Below are 14,414 nucleotides of genomic sequence, written 5' to 3'. Positions count from 1 at the left end.
GGTGATCGTGGCGAAACTCAAGGAAACGATGTCCGCGAGTCGCACGCTCACGTCTGCGTTCGCAGATCGAATATGCAGGTCATCGGTGTCCACTTCAAACCGGCCGGTGTCCACGGCGTCGGGGCCTGGAATGTCCACATCACGTCTTCCCAAGCACGAACCGTAGGATTTTCTTCCGCGGCTTTGGCCATGCGTTCGGCATCGAACACCGCGTCATCGGTGTCCATCACCATCGTCATGCGCGTGCCGAGGCGGAAAATTTCCATACCGCGTACCCCATGCTCGCGTAGATGCCGCAGCACGTCGGGCCATACGGCACGGTGATGCTCCTCGTAGCGAGCGATCAGATCAGGATCGTCTTTCAGATCCAGTGCGAGACAGTAGCGCATAGCGACCTCGTGTTGGAAAGCGCTGGACGAGCGTGAGCCGTCGACTGCTCAGGATCACATATCAACGGATAACGAAATACGTGCCGCACGTTTGCCCGATCGTCGCCGAATGCCGGATAGTACGGTCATGGCCGCTTGCGATCCCGAATGCGACACCGTCGCGTCGGGTGGTGCACATGCTCCTGTTCCTGCAAGCCGCCGTTGCAGGTCGATGATCGCGGGCAATTGAAAATCGTGGACATCGGGCACGACGCCGCCTTGACGTCGACAGACTTGAGCCGCAATGTCCAGCGCGCGCGAACGCGCGTCGATCAAGAGCGACAGCGCTTCATCGAGCAGATCCTGTTGCTGCGCTGATAGCCGCAATTCGCTTGTGCGATCGCGCGGCGCCGATTCGGGCGGGTTCATGTCCATGGGTGACGATTGCCGGAGATGAGTGGGAGCAGGGCGGTGCATCACATGATCGGGCCGCGCAGCCACGGCACGAACTCGCGGTCGCCCATGCCGTTCTGCTCGCTGCAGGTGCGTACGCCCGACGCGACGTCCAGCATCAACCGGAACAGTTGCGCCCCGGCCTGCCCGACGGAAAGCGAACCGTCGACGATCTCGCCGCCATTGAAATCCATATCCGAGCGCATTCGCTCGAACAGTCCAGTGGTCGTCGCCAGCTTGATGGTGGGAACCGGCTTGGAGCCGAACACTGAGCCGCGCCCCGTCGTAAAGCACACCAGATTGGCGCCTCCGGCGATCTGTCCGGTGGCGGATACCGGGTCGTAGCCGGGCGTGTCCATGAAGACCAGGCCCGACTCCGATACGCGGTCGGCATAGTCATAGACGGCGTTGAGCGGGCTGCTTCCGCCCTTCGAAACCGCGCCGAGCGACTTTTCGAGAATGGTCGTGATGCCGCCGGCCTTGTTGCCGGGCGAAGGGTTGTTGTTCATGTCACCGCCCGATTCGCCCGCATACCGTTCCCACCAGCGCAGCTTGTCGAGGAGCCGCTCGGCTACGACGCCGGACGCGCGTGCGGTCAGCAAATGTTCGGCACCGTAGATCTCCGGTGTCTCGGAAAGAATGGCGGTGCCACCGTGGCGAACGAGCAGATCAACCGCTGCGCCGAGCGCGGGATTCGCGGTGATCCCCGAGTAGCCGTCGGAGCCGCCGCATTGCAGGCCCACTTTCAGCCGCGCGGCGGGAACTTCGGTACGCGTCATGCGATTGGCTGCCGTCAGCATTTCCCGGACGATCGCGACGCCGCGCGCGACGGTTTCGCGCACGCCGCCTTCATCCTGGACGACGAGGGTCCTGACCGGCGCAGCGTGCGTTGTTTCAACGGACGTTGCAAGGGCACCGACCTGGTTCACCTCGCAACCGAGGCCCACCAGCAGCACGGCCGCGAAGTTCGGATTGCACGCGTAGCCGGTCAGCGTGCGACGAAGTACGGCGATGCCGTCTCCGGTTGCGGACATCCCGCAGCCACTCTGGTGCGTGATCGCAACCACGCCGTCCACAGATTCGAACGGAGCCATCGCGTCGCCCTTGAACGCGTCCGCAATCGCGTGACAGACGCTGGCGGAACAGTTGACGCTGGCGATGACCCCGATGTAGTTGCGTGTGCCAACCTGTCCGTCCGCCCGCACGAAACCCTGAAACGTTTCCTGCCGGTCTGCTGGCGCGAGCGCGTGACCGGCATCGACGTGCGCGGCACGATGCGCGTGATGCTCGGGCATCCCGACGTTATGAACGTGAACGTGCTCGCCGGGCGCGATATCGTTCAACGCGACACCGATCGTTTGCCGGTACTTGATCACCGGGCTGCCTCGCACGATGCGGCGGGTCGCTATCTTGTGGCCCGCCGGAATGGACGTCACAGCGATCGTCGACAGGCCGTTCACTTCGATCGACGTGCCGGCCTCGAGCGTTCTCAATGCCACCGCTACGTTGTCGTCGCCATGAAGAGTGACGACCATCCGATCATTCATGATGCATTTGCCTCTTTGGTTGAGGGTGTCCCGCCATGCCGCGCGAGCGTATCGCGCAGTCGCGTCTGATCAGGCGCGACCCCGAGCGAATCGGCCAGTTCGATCAGCGGCAGAATCCGCCGCCGGACCTTTTCGACATGGTTGCCGGCAATGTCCGCGATGTGATGGTTCAGATACGGATTAAGAAACCGTTCGCGCACGCTTGCAACGTACTGCTCAGCGCGAACGCGCATCCCGAGCGCATCGAACACGGGCAGGACTTCCTCGCCCCAGACGCCCTCGATGCCCTCGCGCAGCGTCGTATCGTTCATCGCGTCGAACACGGTCTGCGCGCTGCTGCGGCGCTGCACGAGCCACTGGTCGGCAAGCCAGGTATGCCCGACGTTCAGAAAGAACAGCTTGAGCCGCTCATGGCTGAGCAGGTCGTCGGTCACGACGATATGTTCGTGCGTGCACGGCAGCTCCATGCCCGGATGTCGTTCGATGGCCCAGAGCGCGTAGGGCTCGGCCACGGCGCCCACCGGTTCGATCGGTTCGGACACGATCCGGTCGACCAGTGAGTTGACCCAGATGCATCGTTGCGACAGGTACGTGACGAAGGGCGCGGGCAGCGCCCATTGTTCAGCGAGGCCGATGACTAGCGCGCGTAGCGTGTCGCCGTTACGCGCGACGAGTTCGCACGGAAAGATCGACACGCCCGCATCGGGCCGTGCGCGCCATCGTGCATGCAGCAGCGTGAGCAGCTTGGCGGGGAAGCTGCGCGGGACATGACTCTCCCGCGCGAGCAGGGCCGGCGAATCGCGCTCGTCGAGACGATAGCCGGCGTCGCCCGTGTTCGACACAATGACGCGGACGTCATGCGTGACCGCATGCCGGATCATCGCCCAGTCGCGATCGGCGATCCACGCGGCGCGCACGGCGCGGCAGTGGACGACCGTATCCACGATCGCGCCGTGTTCCCTGCCGCGGATCTTCACCGGATAACTGCCTGACTGGGCCAAAGCGGCGATGCGCGCATGGCTTGCCGGATTGTCGGTGGTCTGCACCATGCGGATCCCGCCGATCGCGTCGCCGCGCTCCAGCGCCTGGGATACAAACAGCGCGACATGGGCCTGGAGAAACCGGCTGGTGCCAAACTGAAGAATCGGTTCACTCATCTCGAACGGTTCCCGCGAATTTGGTCAGCACTCGACCAGCGCCTTGACGACGGTCTGCCCGGGCTCCATCAGTTTCGGAAACTCGACGGGTACGTCCGACAGGCTCATCCGATGCGTATTGAGCGCCTTGTCCGGAATGCGGCCGGCGCGCATCGCGTCGAGGACCGTCTCGAAGTCTTCGGCTGTGGCGTTGCGGCTGCCGAGCAGGGTTGCTTCGCGCTTATGAAACTCCGGATCGGAGAACGTGATCTCGCCCGGGACAATCGAAATCAGCACGTACTTGCCGCCGTGGGCAATGAACTCGAAACCGCGATTCATGGCCTTGACGTTGCCCGTCGCATCGAACACCACGTCGAAGAACTCGCCGTTGGTCATCGTCGACAATTCGTCGACGTCGTTCGGCCCGGTCTGCACCGTCGAAACGGCGAAGTGCTCGCGGCAGAACGCAAGGCGATCGGCGCGTGTGTCCAGACAGGTGACGTGTGCGCCTTTCAGCTGGGCGAACAGCATCGCCGCCATGCCGATCGGCCCCGCACCCACCACGAGGATTCTTTGGCCTGCGGACACGGCGGCACGCCGCACCGCGTGCGCGCCGATGGCCAGGAATTCGATCATTGCCGCCTGGTCCAGCGTGACCCCTTCGGCCTTGTGCACGAACTGTGCGGGCACCGACAGATATTCGGTCAATGCGCCGTCACGATGCACGCCGAGCACCTTGATGTTGACGCAGCAGTTGGTCTTGCCCTGTCGGCACGCGATGCACTGTCCGCACGACAGGTAGGGCATCACGTAGACCGCATCGCCGGGCGCGACATGCGCGCCGGGATCGGCCTCGGCCACGATGGCAGACAGTTCGTGGCCCATGACGCGCGGATATTGCAGGTAGGGTTGATTGCCCGAATAGATGTGCATGTCGGTGCCGCAAATACCGACGCGTTGCACGCGCAACAATATCTCGCCATCGGCGCGCGAAGGGGGCGCGCGATCTTCGTGGCGCAGTACGCCGGGCGATTCGCAAATGATGCTGAGCATGGTGACGTCCTCTTTATTGAGCGTGTTGATCGCCGGACGGCTGATCGATTCTGTAGAAGTGGCATGCATTGCCGCCGAAAACGCGCGCACGTGCGTCGGGCCCGAGGAAGCGGTCGCAGCATTGTTCGCACCACGCGAGCCAGGCCCCGTAGTCACCAAAATGGCCGGCAAGGCGCGAGACGGGCCAGTCACTGCCCCAGATCAGCCGGGCCGGGCCGAACCACTCGCATACCGCGCGCACGTACGGCTCGACGAGCAGGAGATCGGGATGCGGGCCGGCTTCCGTCCACAGTCCGGAGAGCTTGCAGTGCACGTTCGGATGCGCGGCGAGTTCGCTCATCGCGACGTGCCACGCTTCACTTCGGCCCGATGCGATCGGCGGCTTCGCGGCGTGATCGATCACGATGCGAAGGCGCGGGTAGCGGCGCGCGAACGCGAGCAGCGCGGGCAGATGGCGCGGCGTGACGAGTGCATCGAACGCGAGATCGTGCGCGAGCATGGCGTCGATGGCCGGCTCGAGAACCGGATCGTCGATCCAGTCGTCATCGGCAAGATCCTGCAGCATCGGGCGAACGGCACGGAATTTCGGATCACGGGCGAGCGATTCGATATCGGCCGGCGCGCCCGTGGATTTGAGGTCCACCCATCCGACGACGGCCGCCACGAAGCTCGTCCGGGATGCAACGTCGAGCAGATAGCGCGTGTCTTCCTGCGTCGGTAGCGACTGGACGACGACGGTCCGCTGCACACCGGAGCGCGCAAGCAGCGGTTCGAGATCCTGCGGACCGAAGTCCCGATAGATGGCGTCCAGCGTTTGCGGCGGCCAATAACCGTCGCGACTGGCCATCTGCCAGAAGTGCTGATGAGCGTCGATCCGGAACGTCACGCGCACACCTCCGGAACCGGCGCGGCTGCGGTGATCAGCCCATCGCGTTGCAACGCGGTCCAGAGCTCCGGCGGGAGCGGCGTTTCGAGCCACGCGATGTTCTTCTGCAACTGCTCGATACTGCGCGCCCCGACCACGCAGGACACCACAGCCGGGTGCGCCAGCGGAAACTGAAGTGCGGCCGCGGCAAGCGGTACGCCGAAGCCGGCGCATACGTCTGCGAGACGCGCGACTTTTCGGATCACTTCGGCCGGCGCGTCGGCATAGTTGAACTTGCCGTTTCCGACCAGCACGCCCGAGTTGAACACGCCTCCTGCGACGATCCGTACATCGTTGCGCACGCATCTATATAGCAACGGCGCCAGCGCCTCCTGTTCGAGCAGCGTGTAGCGGCCCGCAAGGAGCACGACGTCGAGATCCACCTCCTGCATCGCGTCGACGGCGACTTCCCATTCGTTGACGCCGAGTCCGATGGCGGACACGGCTCGGGCATCGCGCAGCTCGGCGAGTGCCCGGAATCCGCCTCCGCGGGTCAGCTGTTCCCAGTAGTGCGCATGCCGATCGCCGTGCGTGGCGGCGCCGATGTCGTGAACATAGAGGATGTCGATCGTGCGCATGCCGAGGCGTTGCTGGCTGTCCTCGTACGAACGCATGATGCCGTCGAACGTATAGTCGAAGTGAGGCCGGAAGGGCAACGGGTGCGCCCAACCGTCGTCGCCGGGCTGAACCGTATCGTCGGGTCGCATGAGCCGCCCGACCTTGGTGCTCAGTACATAGCGTTCGCGCGCCCGGGCCTGCAGCGATTGTCCGACGCGCCGCTCCGACAGCGTATAGCCGTAGAACGGCGCGGTGTCGAAATAACGGATGCCGGCATCCCAGGCCCAGTCGACGAGCGCATGGGCCTCGGCGGTCGACATCGCCTTGTAGAGGCCGCCCAGTTGCGAGCAACCGAAGCCCAGTGTGCTCATGACCAATCCGCTACGGGGTAGCGCGTGCGTTGCAATGGCTTTCATGGCGTGTGTGTGAATGGAGGAGGTGCCGACGGGCGGCCCGGCAGAGCCGCCGCGACGGCGCGTTCGTCAGTACAGGACGTTCTTCGCCGCGGGCGAGTCGAGATTCTGCTTTTCGACCATCAGCACGCCTGTATCCACCTGCTTGGAAACAGGCTTGCGCTCGATCACGTTGACGAGGGTCTCGATGCCCTTGTAGCCCATCTGGTACGAGCTCTGAACGGCGATGGCCTGAATCGTGCCGTCCCGAACAAATCCTTGGAGGTCCTGATTGCCGTCGAAACCGATCGCCACGACCTTGCCGCCTTTGCCCGACTGCTGCAGCGCGCGCCCCATCCCGACGGCGGTCGGTTCGTTGGCGCCGAAGATGCCCTTGAGGTCCGGGTTCGCCGACAGGACATCGGTTGTCTGGTTCAGCGCGTTCGCCATCTGCGACTGCGAATAGAACGGCCCCACCACCTGCAGCTTCGAATGCGCGGCGATGTACTTGCGGAATCCGCCGACGCGGCCGACTTCCGAACCGGCACCCGGCACATACGACATGACCGCGACCTTGCCGGTCTGCCCGACGCGGTCGATCATCGCCTTCGCGCAGAGTTCGCCGGCTTTCGCGTTGTCGGTCGACAGGAACGACTGGTAGTACTGCTTGCCTGCATCGGATACGGTCGAGTCGATCAACACCACCGGAATATGCGCTTCCCACGCTTTCTTCATGGCCGGCACGAGTGCATCCGGATCCGACGGCGCGAGGACGATGCCGGCGACATGTCGGTTCACCGCGTTTTCGACCATGTTGACTTCGTCGGCGATCGCCGATTCCGCGGCAGGGCCCTGGAACGTCATCGTGTATCCCTTCGCATTGGCCATGGCGGCGGTGGCGCCTTTCTGCACGTTCTGCCAGTAGTTCGAATTGGCCGTCTTCACGATCACGGCAATTTCGCCTCCGGCGGCCTGCGCCTGCGCGCCGAACATCGCGCACAAGATTGCCGCCGCTGCCAGTACGGATAGTTTTTTCATGTCTCGCTCCTTGTTGGTGGTTGGAACTTCGTCTTGTGATTACAACTTCCGGTTGCGGAGTTGGTCGATCCACACGGTGCCGAGAATGACGACGCCGATGATGATCTGCTGGATGAAGCTCGACACGCCGTTCATGTTCAGGCCGTTGCGCAGCACGCCGATCACGAATGCGCCGATGGCGGTGCCGGAGATCGTGCCGACGCCGCCCATCAGCGACGTGCCGCCAATCACCGCGCTGGCGATGGCGTCGAGTTCGTACATCACGCCTTCGTTCGGCTGGGCCGTGACGAGACGCGACATCAGTACGCAACCCGTGGCGCCAGCGAGCAATCCGGAAAGGACGTAGGTAAACAGCTTGACGCCTTGCACGTTCACGCCGGACAGGCGTGCCGCTTCCGCGTTCGATCCGACCGCGTAGATGTGGCGGCCCAGCGACGTTCGCGACAGCAGCACCGAGACCGCCACGAAGAGGGCCACCATGATGACGACCGGGTACGGAATGCCGGGAAAGATCGTGTCGGGAAAGCCGTCGGCCCCGATGTGCGAGATCTTGAAGAGGGCGCCGTTGCCGAGCTCGCCGAACGCGTCGCCGAGCCCCGACACGGGTCTGGCGCCGGTGATCTGCAACGCGAGCCCGCGGGCGACCAGCATCATGCCGAGGGTGGCGATGAACGGCGGCAGCCCCATGTGCGTGACGCAGATCCCGTTGACCCAACCACATGCAGCGCCGACCAGCATGCCGCCCAGCATCGCGACGGGGACCGGAATGCCGGCCTTGACGAGCAGCGCGGCGGCAACGCCGGCCAGTGCCAGGACCGATCCGACCGACAGATCGATGCCGCCGGTAATGATCACGCACGTCGCGGCCACGCCGAGATACGCGATCGACGTCACCTGAAGCGACACGGTCATCAGGTTGCCGATGGAGAAGAATGCGGCGCTGGTCAGCGAAAACGCGACGATCAGCACGACCAGGCTGCCCAGCGCGGCAAATTTCTGGATCAGGTCGCGGCGTCGCTGCCGTGCCTGTTTATCGACGGCCGGCGTGCGGCCCGATGTGATGTCAAGCATGACTTCTTCCTGATGCATGATGCAAGATCTCCTCCTGATTGGTCTTTCCGGTTTCAAGCACCGCGGTGATACGTCCTTCGTGAAACACGGCAATGCGATCGGTCATGCCGAGCAACTCGGGCAGTTCCGAACTGATCAGGACGACGCCGACGCCGTCGGCCGCCAGGCGGTCCATCAGCCCGTAAATCGCGTATTTCGCGCCGACGTCGATGCCGCGCGTCGGCTCGTCGAAAAAGAGGATGCGCGAGCCGCGGTATAGCCATTTGCTGATGACGATCTTTTGCTGGTTCCCGCCGGACAGGTTCCGCGCGATCTGCGCGACCGTCGGTGTGCGGATGCCCAGTTCGCGCACGTAACGCTCGGCGATGGCCGTTTCGTCGGCGAAACGCAGGAAGCCGCGCGACGAGATCGCCGCGACGTTGGTCAGCGTGATGTTTGCGGCGACCGGCATCGCCAGCGCGAGGCCGTCCTTTTTCCGGTCTTCGGACAGGTAGGCAATCCCGTGGCGAATGGCTTCGCGCGGCGAGTTGATCTCGACCGGCGTATCGCCCAGCAGGATCGAGCCGGCATCGGGCCGCTCCGCGCCGAAGATCGCGCGGGCGACTTCGGTGCGTCCCGCACCCATCAGCCCTGCGAAGCCGAGAATTTCGCCCTTGCGAAGTTCGAACGACACGGGGCCGAACGTGCCGGTTCGTTGCAGGTCGCGTACCTTCAGCAGCACCTGATCGGTGGGCGTGGATCGACGCGGCGGGTAGGCATCGTCGAGCGGGCGGCCCACCATGCGGGCGACGATCTCGTTCACCGACGTCGATGCAAAATCGCTCGTGGCAATGTGGCGACCATCACGCAGCACCGTGACGCGATCCACGATTTCGGCCATCTCGTCGAGTCGATGCGAGATGTAAAGGATGGCGACGCCTTCGCTGCGAAGCTCCTTGATGATGCGAAACAGCTGGACCGTTTCCGATTCGGTCAGCGACGACGTGGGTTCGTCCATGATGAGGACGCGCGCGTCGAGTGACAGCGCCTTCGCAATTTCCACCATCTGCTGCTGTGCAATCGAGAGCGCGCCGACCAGCGTCGTGGGCGACACGTTCAAGCCGATTCGTTGCAGACACAACTGTGCGGCGCGGTTCAGCGCGCGGTAGTCGACGAACGGGCCGCGCTTGGGCTCGCGCGCCAGGTAGATGTTCTCCGCCACTGACAAGTGGGGCACCAGGTTCAGCTCCTGATGAATGATCGCGATGCCTGCGGCTTGCGCGTCGGTGGCGGACGAAAACTGCACGGGCGCCCCGTCGTAGAGGACGACGCCGTCGTCCGCGCGGTATTGCCCGCTGATGATTTTCATCAGCGTCGACTTGCCCGCGCCGTTCTCGCCGCACACGGCATGAACTTCTCCCGCTCGTAGATCCAGATCGATGCCGTCGAGCGCCACGACGCCGGGGAAGCGCTTGCCCACGCCCTGCAGCTGCAGGATGGTTCGAGCAGTCGGCCCGCCGCCCGAAAGGGGTGGCGATTGCCGCAAGTCGGCAGGGGTCATGCGTGTCTCCGTAGGTCACTGGCGCAGGCATCGAGCGGCAACTGGCCAGTCCAGTTGCAATGAATTCGAGGATGTAGTGCTCATCTGGTCAAGCCAATTGTGATTATTTTGAAGTGACCATACCAATGGTGTAAACCCTTGTGCCGGGTCTATCCCATGCTGGTCGGGGGTTTCGCCGCCGTGATAGACTCCGCGTGAACGCGAAGCTCCGGCCAATTCGGTCGACCATTTTTCGGATCATGAAGCAGACAGAACCCAAGCGGCTTTACCAATCCGTGGCCGCGCAAATCCTCGCATTGATCCGTCAGGGTGGCATTCCCGCCGGTGGGCGACTGCCGCCCGAGCGCGAGCTCGCGACGACGCTCGGGGTCTCGCGCCCGTCGTTGCGCGAGGCCTTGATCGCCCTCGAAATCGGCGGGCAGATCGAGATACGTCTTGGCTCGGGGGTCTACGTTCGCGATCCGGGCGAGAGCGACGGTGGCGGGGTGCCCGCGTTGGGCGAGAGCCCGTCGGAGCTGATGCAGGCGCGCGGGGCCATCGAGGGTTCGGTGATCGTGCTGGCCACTGCGCGATTCTCGGCAGCCACGCTGGACCGATTGCGTCGCACGGTCGAGCGCATGAAGCGGCTCGCCGTCGCGGGAAAATCGCCGGTCGATGCGGACCGGCAGTTTCACATGCTCATTGCGGAGGTGGCAGGCAACTCCGTGTTGAGCCGCTTCGTGGGCGAGTTGTTCGATAGCCGACACGATCCGATTGCCGCCGCGATTCGCGGACATTCGGAAAGCCCGGAAACCTGGGCTGCCGCGGTGCGCGAGCACGAGCAGATCCTCAAGGCGTTGCAAGCGGGCGATCCGATCGCGGCGCAGACCGCGATGCGCGCCCATCTTCAAGCGTCGGAGGAGCGCTGGATCGGCGGCGCATTGCAGCACGGGATTGCGCCCTGACGGGGCCGATGCCGGTCCCGCGAAAGCGCTGACGTCCGGCCCGCGCAGCCATGCGCGCAAAGCCGAAACGCGTGTATTCATCTCGCGTTCGGCAGGTCGCGGAATCCCCCCGAATCACCCCCAAATCGCCCGCCGTCCGACGACAAACCGCAATTCATCTGATAATACGCGCGGCGATCCACGCGAACGAGCAATCGTGCGAATCCCGCCGAACGTTGCACAGGCAACCAGGCGGCAGCATCGCCCCGATTGCGTCGTCACCCGCCGCAATCCGGAAAACGAAACGGCGTCAGGCCCACCTGGTCGTTCGGAATGTGCCCAGCGCCGTTCAAATCCCCACACGACGCCTGCGCGACGCGGCGTCGCAACCAGGAGGTGAACGATGATCACGCTGACCGTCAACGGTGGCGAACGGCATTTCGACGGCAATCCCGACATGCCGTTGCTCTGGTATCTGCGCGATGTCCTCGGCCACACGGGCACCAAGTTCGGCTGCGGGATGGCGCTGTGCGGCGCCTGCACCGTGCATCTCGACGGCGTCGCGATCCGGTCGTGCATCACACCCGTCGCGGCCGCCGCGGGCAAGAAGGTGACGACGATCGAGGGCCTGTCGACGGACGTGAACCATCCGCTGCAGCAAGCGTGGCAGGAACTGAACGTCGCGCAATGCGGCTACTGTCAGTCCGGGCAGATCATGCAGGCCGCGTCGCTGCTCAAGACGAATCCCCATCCGAGCGACGCCGACATCGACGACGCGATGTCCGGCAACATCTGCCGCTGCGGTACCTATACGCGCATTCGCGCGGCGATCCGGCTGGCGGTGCGCCGCGGAGGTGCCGCATGAACGCGCCGGAATTCTCCGTCCACAATGAAAGCCGCCGTGCATTGCTGCTCGGCTTCGCATCCGGCGGACTGCTGCTCGCGTTCGGCGTGCCGTCGCTTGCGCGCGCGGCCGCGCCCGCGCAGCCGCCCGTCAGCCCGAATCCGCAGTACGGCGGCGCGGGCATGCCGCACGGCTTGCGTGACGATCCGCACCTGTTCGTCGCGATCGCGCCGGACGGCACGGTGACGGTGACCTGCATTCGCTCGGAGATGGGACAAGGCGTGCGCACGAGCGTCGCGCTCGTGGTCGCCGACGAGCTGGGCGCGGACTGGGCACGCGTGAAGGTCGCGCAGGCCGTCGGCGACGAGCCGCGCTACGGCAACCAGAACACCGACGGTTCGCGCAGTCTGCGCCAGAGTTTCGCGGCGCTGCGCCGCGCCGGGGCGGCCGCGCGCACGATGCTCGAGCAGGCAGCGGCGGCGACCTGGGGCGTCGACGTGCGTCAAGTGAAGGCGACGGTGCACGAGGTCGTCGATACGAAAACCGGGCGCAAGCTCGGGTTCGGTGAACTGGCCGCGAAGGCGGCCGCGCTGCCCGTACCCGATACGAAGAGCGTGGCATTGAAGGCGCCGGCCGAGTTCCGCTATATCGGCAAGGGCGAAACGGCATTGATCGACGGACGCGACATCGTCGGCGGCCGCGCGCACTACGGGATCGACACGCGGCTCGACGGCATGCTGTACGCGGTCGTCGCGCGTCCGCCGGCCTATGGCGATACGGTCGCGTCGTTCGGCGCGTCCGCCGCGGAAAAGCTGCCGGGTGTCGTCAAGGTCGTGCAGCTCGCGTCGACGCCGCTGCCGTCGGGGTTCCAGCCGCTCGGCGGCGTGGCCGTGATCGCACGCGACACGTGGACGGCCATCCAGGCGCGCGCCCGACTGAAGATCGACTGGAAGCACGGGCCGCACGCAGGCTACGATTCGGCGGCTTTCCGCAAGACGCTCGAAGCGGCGGCCGCGCAACCAGGCGACGTGATCCGCGACGACGGCGATACGGCCGCGGCGCTCGCGGGCGCCGCGAAGCGCGTGCGTGCGACGTACTACATTCCGCATCTCGCGCACGCGACGATGGAGCCGCCCGCGGCCGTCGCGCGCGTGGCCGACGGCCGCTGCGAGGTATGGACCTGCACGCAGGCGCCGCAGACCACGCGCGACGAAATCGCGAAGGCGCTCGCGCTGCCGAGCGAGCGCGTCACGGTCAACGTGACGCTGCTCGGCGGCGGCTTCGGCCGCAAGTCGAAACCGGACTACGTGGTGGAGGCCGCGCTGCTGTCGAAGGCGGTGGGGGCGCCCGTGAAGCTGACGTTCACGCGCGAGGACGACATCGCGCACGACTATTTCCACGCGGTGTCGCTGGAAGCGTTCGACGGCGGCCTCGATGCGGCGGGGAAGGTGGTCGCGTGGCAGCATCGCACGGTCGCGCCGTCGATCCAGTCGACCTTCAGGGCCGGCGTCGTGCACGAGCAGCCGGGCGAGCTCGCGCAAGGGATCGCCGATCTTCCATTCGCAGTCCAGAACGTGCGGATCGAGAACCCGGCCGCGCCAGCGCACACGCGGATCGGCTGGTTCCGTTCGGTGTACAACATTCCGCACGCGTTCGGGATCCAGAGCTTCGTGTCGGAACTCGCGCACGCGGCGGGCCGCGACCCGAAGGATTTCCTGCTCGACCTGATCGGGCCGGCGCGGCGTTTCGAGCCGCACATCACGGTGAAGAACGTGAACTACGGCGAGGATCCGGCGTTGTATCCGATCGATACCGGACGGCTGCGGCGCGTGATCGAGACGGTCGCGCGCGAAGCCGGCTGGGGCCGCAAGCTGCCGAAGGGGCACGGGCTGGGGATCGCCGCGCATCGCAGCTTCGTGTCGTACACGGCGGTCGTGTGCGAAGTGCAGGTGGCCGCGGACGGCGCGATTTCGGTGCCGCGCGTCGACATCGCGATCGACTGCGGGCCGCAGGTCAACCCGGAGCGCGTGCGCTCGCAGCTCGAAGGCGCGGTGGTGATGGGGCTCGGCATCGCGTTGCACGGCGAGATCACGTTCAAGGACGGGCAACCGGAGCAGAGCAATTTCAACGGCTTCCAGGTGCTCCGGATGAACGAGGCGCCGCGTGAAATCCGCGTGCATCTGGTCGCGCCGGACGACTATGCGACACCGCTCGGCGGCGTGGGCGAGCCGGGCCTGCCGCCGGTCGCGCCGGCGCTGACCAACGCGATCTTCGCGGCAACCGGCACGCGGATTCGCAGCCTGCCCGTCGCCGATCAGCTCGCGAAGCAAAAGGCGGGTTGATACGCTGTCGCGCGCCGGGCCATGGGCAGGGTGCGGCGCGCGCACGGGCTTGTGGCACCCCCGGCGCCGCGCACCGATCGAACACTTGCGCTCGTCGAACGGAGGCGCGAAGCCGGAGCATTGTTGTTTGCGAACGACCGTGCTAAATTCTCCGCCAGCACTTGCAGTCACCGACCCAATCATCCGGTGTCGGCAACCGGCGCCCACGGGCGCCGGTGCGCCGC

The 14,414-nt window shown here is 65.3% G+C and carries 13 protein-coding genes; 3 read left to right on the top strand and 10 right to left on the bottom strand.

Annotated elements, in window-relative coordinates; genetic code table 11:
* Positions 1 to 47 precede the first annotated feature (47 nt).
* The 10 genes from SB771_RS12335 to SB771_RS12290 form a co-directional block, all read right to left on the bottom strand.
* A complete protein-coding gene (locus SB771_RS12335; protein WP_126227518.1) occupies positions 48 to 389 on the bottom strand; it encodes an L-rhamnose mutarotase in 342 nt (113 codons plus the stop codon).
* A gap of 54 nt (positions 390 to 443) precedes the next feature.
* Positions 444 to 803, bottom strand: a complete 360-nt coding sequence (locus tag SB771_RS12330; protein WP_175661820.1) for a hypothetical protein — start codon at positions 801 to 803, stop codon at positions 444 to 446.
* A 41-nt stretch (positions 804 to 844) separates the two neighbouring features.
* Complete coding sequence (locus SB771_RS12325) at positions 845 to 2,368, bottom strand: UxaA family hydrolase (RefSeq protein ID WP_175661821.1); 1,524 nt, start codon at positions 2,366 to 2,368, stop codon at positions 845 to 847.
* Positions 2,365 to 3,525, bottom strand: coding sequence for a mannitol dehydrogenase family protein (locus SB771_RS12320; protein WP_175661822.1), 1,161 nt, complete (start codon positions 3,523 to 3,525; stop codon positions 2,365 to 2,367). The genes SB771_RS12325 and SB771_RS12320 overlap by 4 nt, the downstream gene beginning before the upstream one ends.
* A 24-nt stretch (positions 3,526 to 3,549) precedes the next feature.
* Complete coding sequence (locus SB771_RS12315) at positions 3,550 to 4,557, bottom strand: zinc-binding alcohol dehydrogenase family protein (RefSeq protein WP_175661823.1); 1,008 nt, start codon at positions 4,555 to 4,557, stop codon at positions 3,550 to 3,552.
* 13 nt (positions 4,558 to 4,570) lie between these two features.
* Positions 4,571 to 5,443 carry an amidohydrolase family protein gene (locus SB771_RS12310; RefSeq protein ID WP_175661824.1) on the bottom strand — a complete coding sequence of 291 codons (873 nt, stop codon included), beginning with the start codon at positions 5,441 to 5,443 and terminating at the stop codon, positions 4,571 to 4,573.
* A complete protein-coding gene (locus SB771_RS12305) occupies positions 5,440 to 6,456 on the bottom strand; it encodes an aldo/keto reductase (RefSeq protein WP_175661825.1) in 1,017 nt (338 codons plus the stop codon). Before SB771_RS12305 ends, SB771_RS12310 begins: the two co-directional genes overlap by 4 nt.
* A gap of 66 nt (positions 6,457 to 6,522) precedes the next feature.
* Positions 6,523 to 7,470: an ABC transporter substrate-binding protein gene (locus SB771_RS12300; protein ID WP_175661826.1), complete on the bottom strand. Its 948-nt coding sequence runs from the start codon at positions 7,468 to 7,470 to the stop codon at positions 6,523 to 6,525.
* A 39-nt stretch (positions 7,471 to 7,509) separates the two neighbouring features.
* A complete protein-coding gene (locus SB771_RS12295) occupies positions 7,510 to 8,541 on the bottom strand; it encodes an ABC transporter permease (protein WP_175661827.1) in 1,032 nt (343 codons plus the stop codon).
* Positions 8,534 to 10,081, bottom strand: coding sequence for a sugar ABC transporter ATP-binding protein (locus SB771_RS12290; protein WP_175661828.1), 1,548 nt, complete (start codon positions 10,079 to 10,081; stop codon positions 8,534 to 8,536). Before SB771_RS12290 ends, SB771_RS12295 begins: the two co-directional genes overlap by 8 nt.
* Positions 10,082 to 10,320: 239 nt before the next feature.
* On the opposite strand from SB771_RS12290, the gene SB771_RS12285 reads away from it, so the two are divergent.
* The 3 genes from SB771_RS12285 to SB771_RS12275 all read left to right on the top strand — a co-directional run bounded on the left by SB771_RS12285 (position 10,321) and on the right by SB771_RS12275 (position 14,190).
* Positions 10,321 to 11,025 carry a FadR/GntR family transcriptional regulator gene (locus SB771_RS12285; protein ID WP_126227527.1) on the top strand — a complete coding sequence of 235 codons (705 nt, stop codon included), beginning with the start codon at positions 10,321 to 10,323 and terminating at the stop codon, positions 11,023 to 11,025.
* Positions 11,026 to 11,407: 382 nt separating this feature from the next.
* Positions 11,408 to 11,869 carry a (2Fe-2S)-binding protein gene (locus SB771_RS12280; protein WP_006754739.1) on the top strand — a complete coding sequence of 154 codons (462 nt, stop codon included), beginning with the start codon at positions 11,408 to 11,410 and terminating at the stop codon, positions 11,867 to 11,869.
* On the top strand, positions 11,866 to 14,190 hold the full coding sequence (locus SB771_RS12275; protein WP_175661829.1) for a xanthine dehydrogenase family protein molybdopterin-binding subunit: 2,325 nt from the start codon (positions 11,866 to 11,868) through the stop codon (positions 14,188 to 14,190). Before SB771_RS12280 ends, SB771_RS12275 begins: the two co-directional genes overlap by 4 nt.
* Positions 14,191 to 14,414: the final 224 nt, after the last annotated feature.

The organism is Burkholderia sp. SIMBA_051 (genome assembly GCF_046534915.1).
In the GTDB taxonomy this organism is placed as follows: domain Bacteria; phylum Pseudomonadota; class Gammaproteobacteria; order Burkholderiales; family Burkholderiaceae; genus Burkholderia; species Burkholderia ambifaria.
The sequence above is the reverse complement of the archived record's forward strand: the minus strand, read 5'-3'. Positions and strand labels throughout refer to the sequence as shown.

What these genes read in the sequence shown, in the direction of transcription:
- SB771_RS12275 (WP_175661829.1), top strand. Translation starts at nt 11,866, where the DNA reads ATGAACGCGCCGGAATTCTCCGTCCACAATGAAAGCCGCCGTGCATTG.
- SB771_RS12320 (WP_175661822.1), bottom strand. Translation starts at nt 3,525, where the DNA reads ATGAGTGAACCGATTCTTCAGTTTGGCACCAGCCGGTTTCTCCAGGCC.
- SB771_RS12315 (WP_175661823.1), bottom strand. Translation starts at nt 4,557, where the DNA reads ATGCTCAGCATCATTTGCGAATCGCCCGGCGTACTGCGCCACGAAGAT.
- SB771_RS12280 (WP_006754739.1), top strand. Translation starts at nt 11,408, where the DNA reads ATGATCACGCTGACCGTCAACGGTGGCGAACGGCATTTCGACGGCAAT.
- SB771_RS12290 (WP_175661828.1), bottom strand. Translation starts at nt 10,081, where the DNA reads ATGACCCCTGCCGACTTGCGGCAATCGCCACCCCTTTCGGGCGGCGGG.
- SB771_RS12325 (WP_175661821.1), bottom strand. Translation starts at nt 2,368, where the DNA reads ATGAATGATCGGATGGTCGTCACTCTTCATGGCGACGACAACGTAGCG.
- SB771_RS12295 (WP_175661827.1), bottom strand. Translation starts at nt 8,541, where the DNA reads ATGCTTGACATCACATCGGGCCGCACGCCGGCCGTCGATAAACAGGCA.
- SB771_RS12335 (WP_126227518.1), bottom strand. Translation starts at nt 389, where the DNA reads ATGCGCTACTGTCTCGCACTGGATCTGAAAGACGATCCTGATCTGATC.
- SB771_RS12285 (WP_126227527.1), top strand. Translation starts at nt 10,321, where the DNA reads ATGAAGCAGACAGAACCCAAGCGGCTTTACCAATCCGTGGCCGCGCAA.
- SB771_RS12300 (WP_175661826.1), bottom strand. Translation starts at nt 7,470, where the DNA reads ATGAAAAAACTATCCGTACTGGCAGCGGCGGCAATCTTGTGCGCGATG.
- SB771_RS12330 (WP_175661820.1), bottom strand. Translation starts at nt 803, where the DNA reads ATGGACATGAACCCGCCCGAATCGGCGCCGCGCGATCGCACAAGCGAA.
- SB771_RS12305 (WP_175661825.1), bottom strand. Translation starts at nt 6,456, where the DNA reads ATGAAAGCCATTGCAACGCACGCGCTACCCCGTAGCGGATTGGTCATG.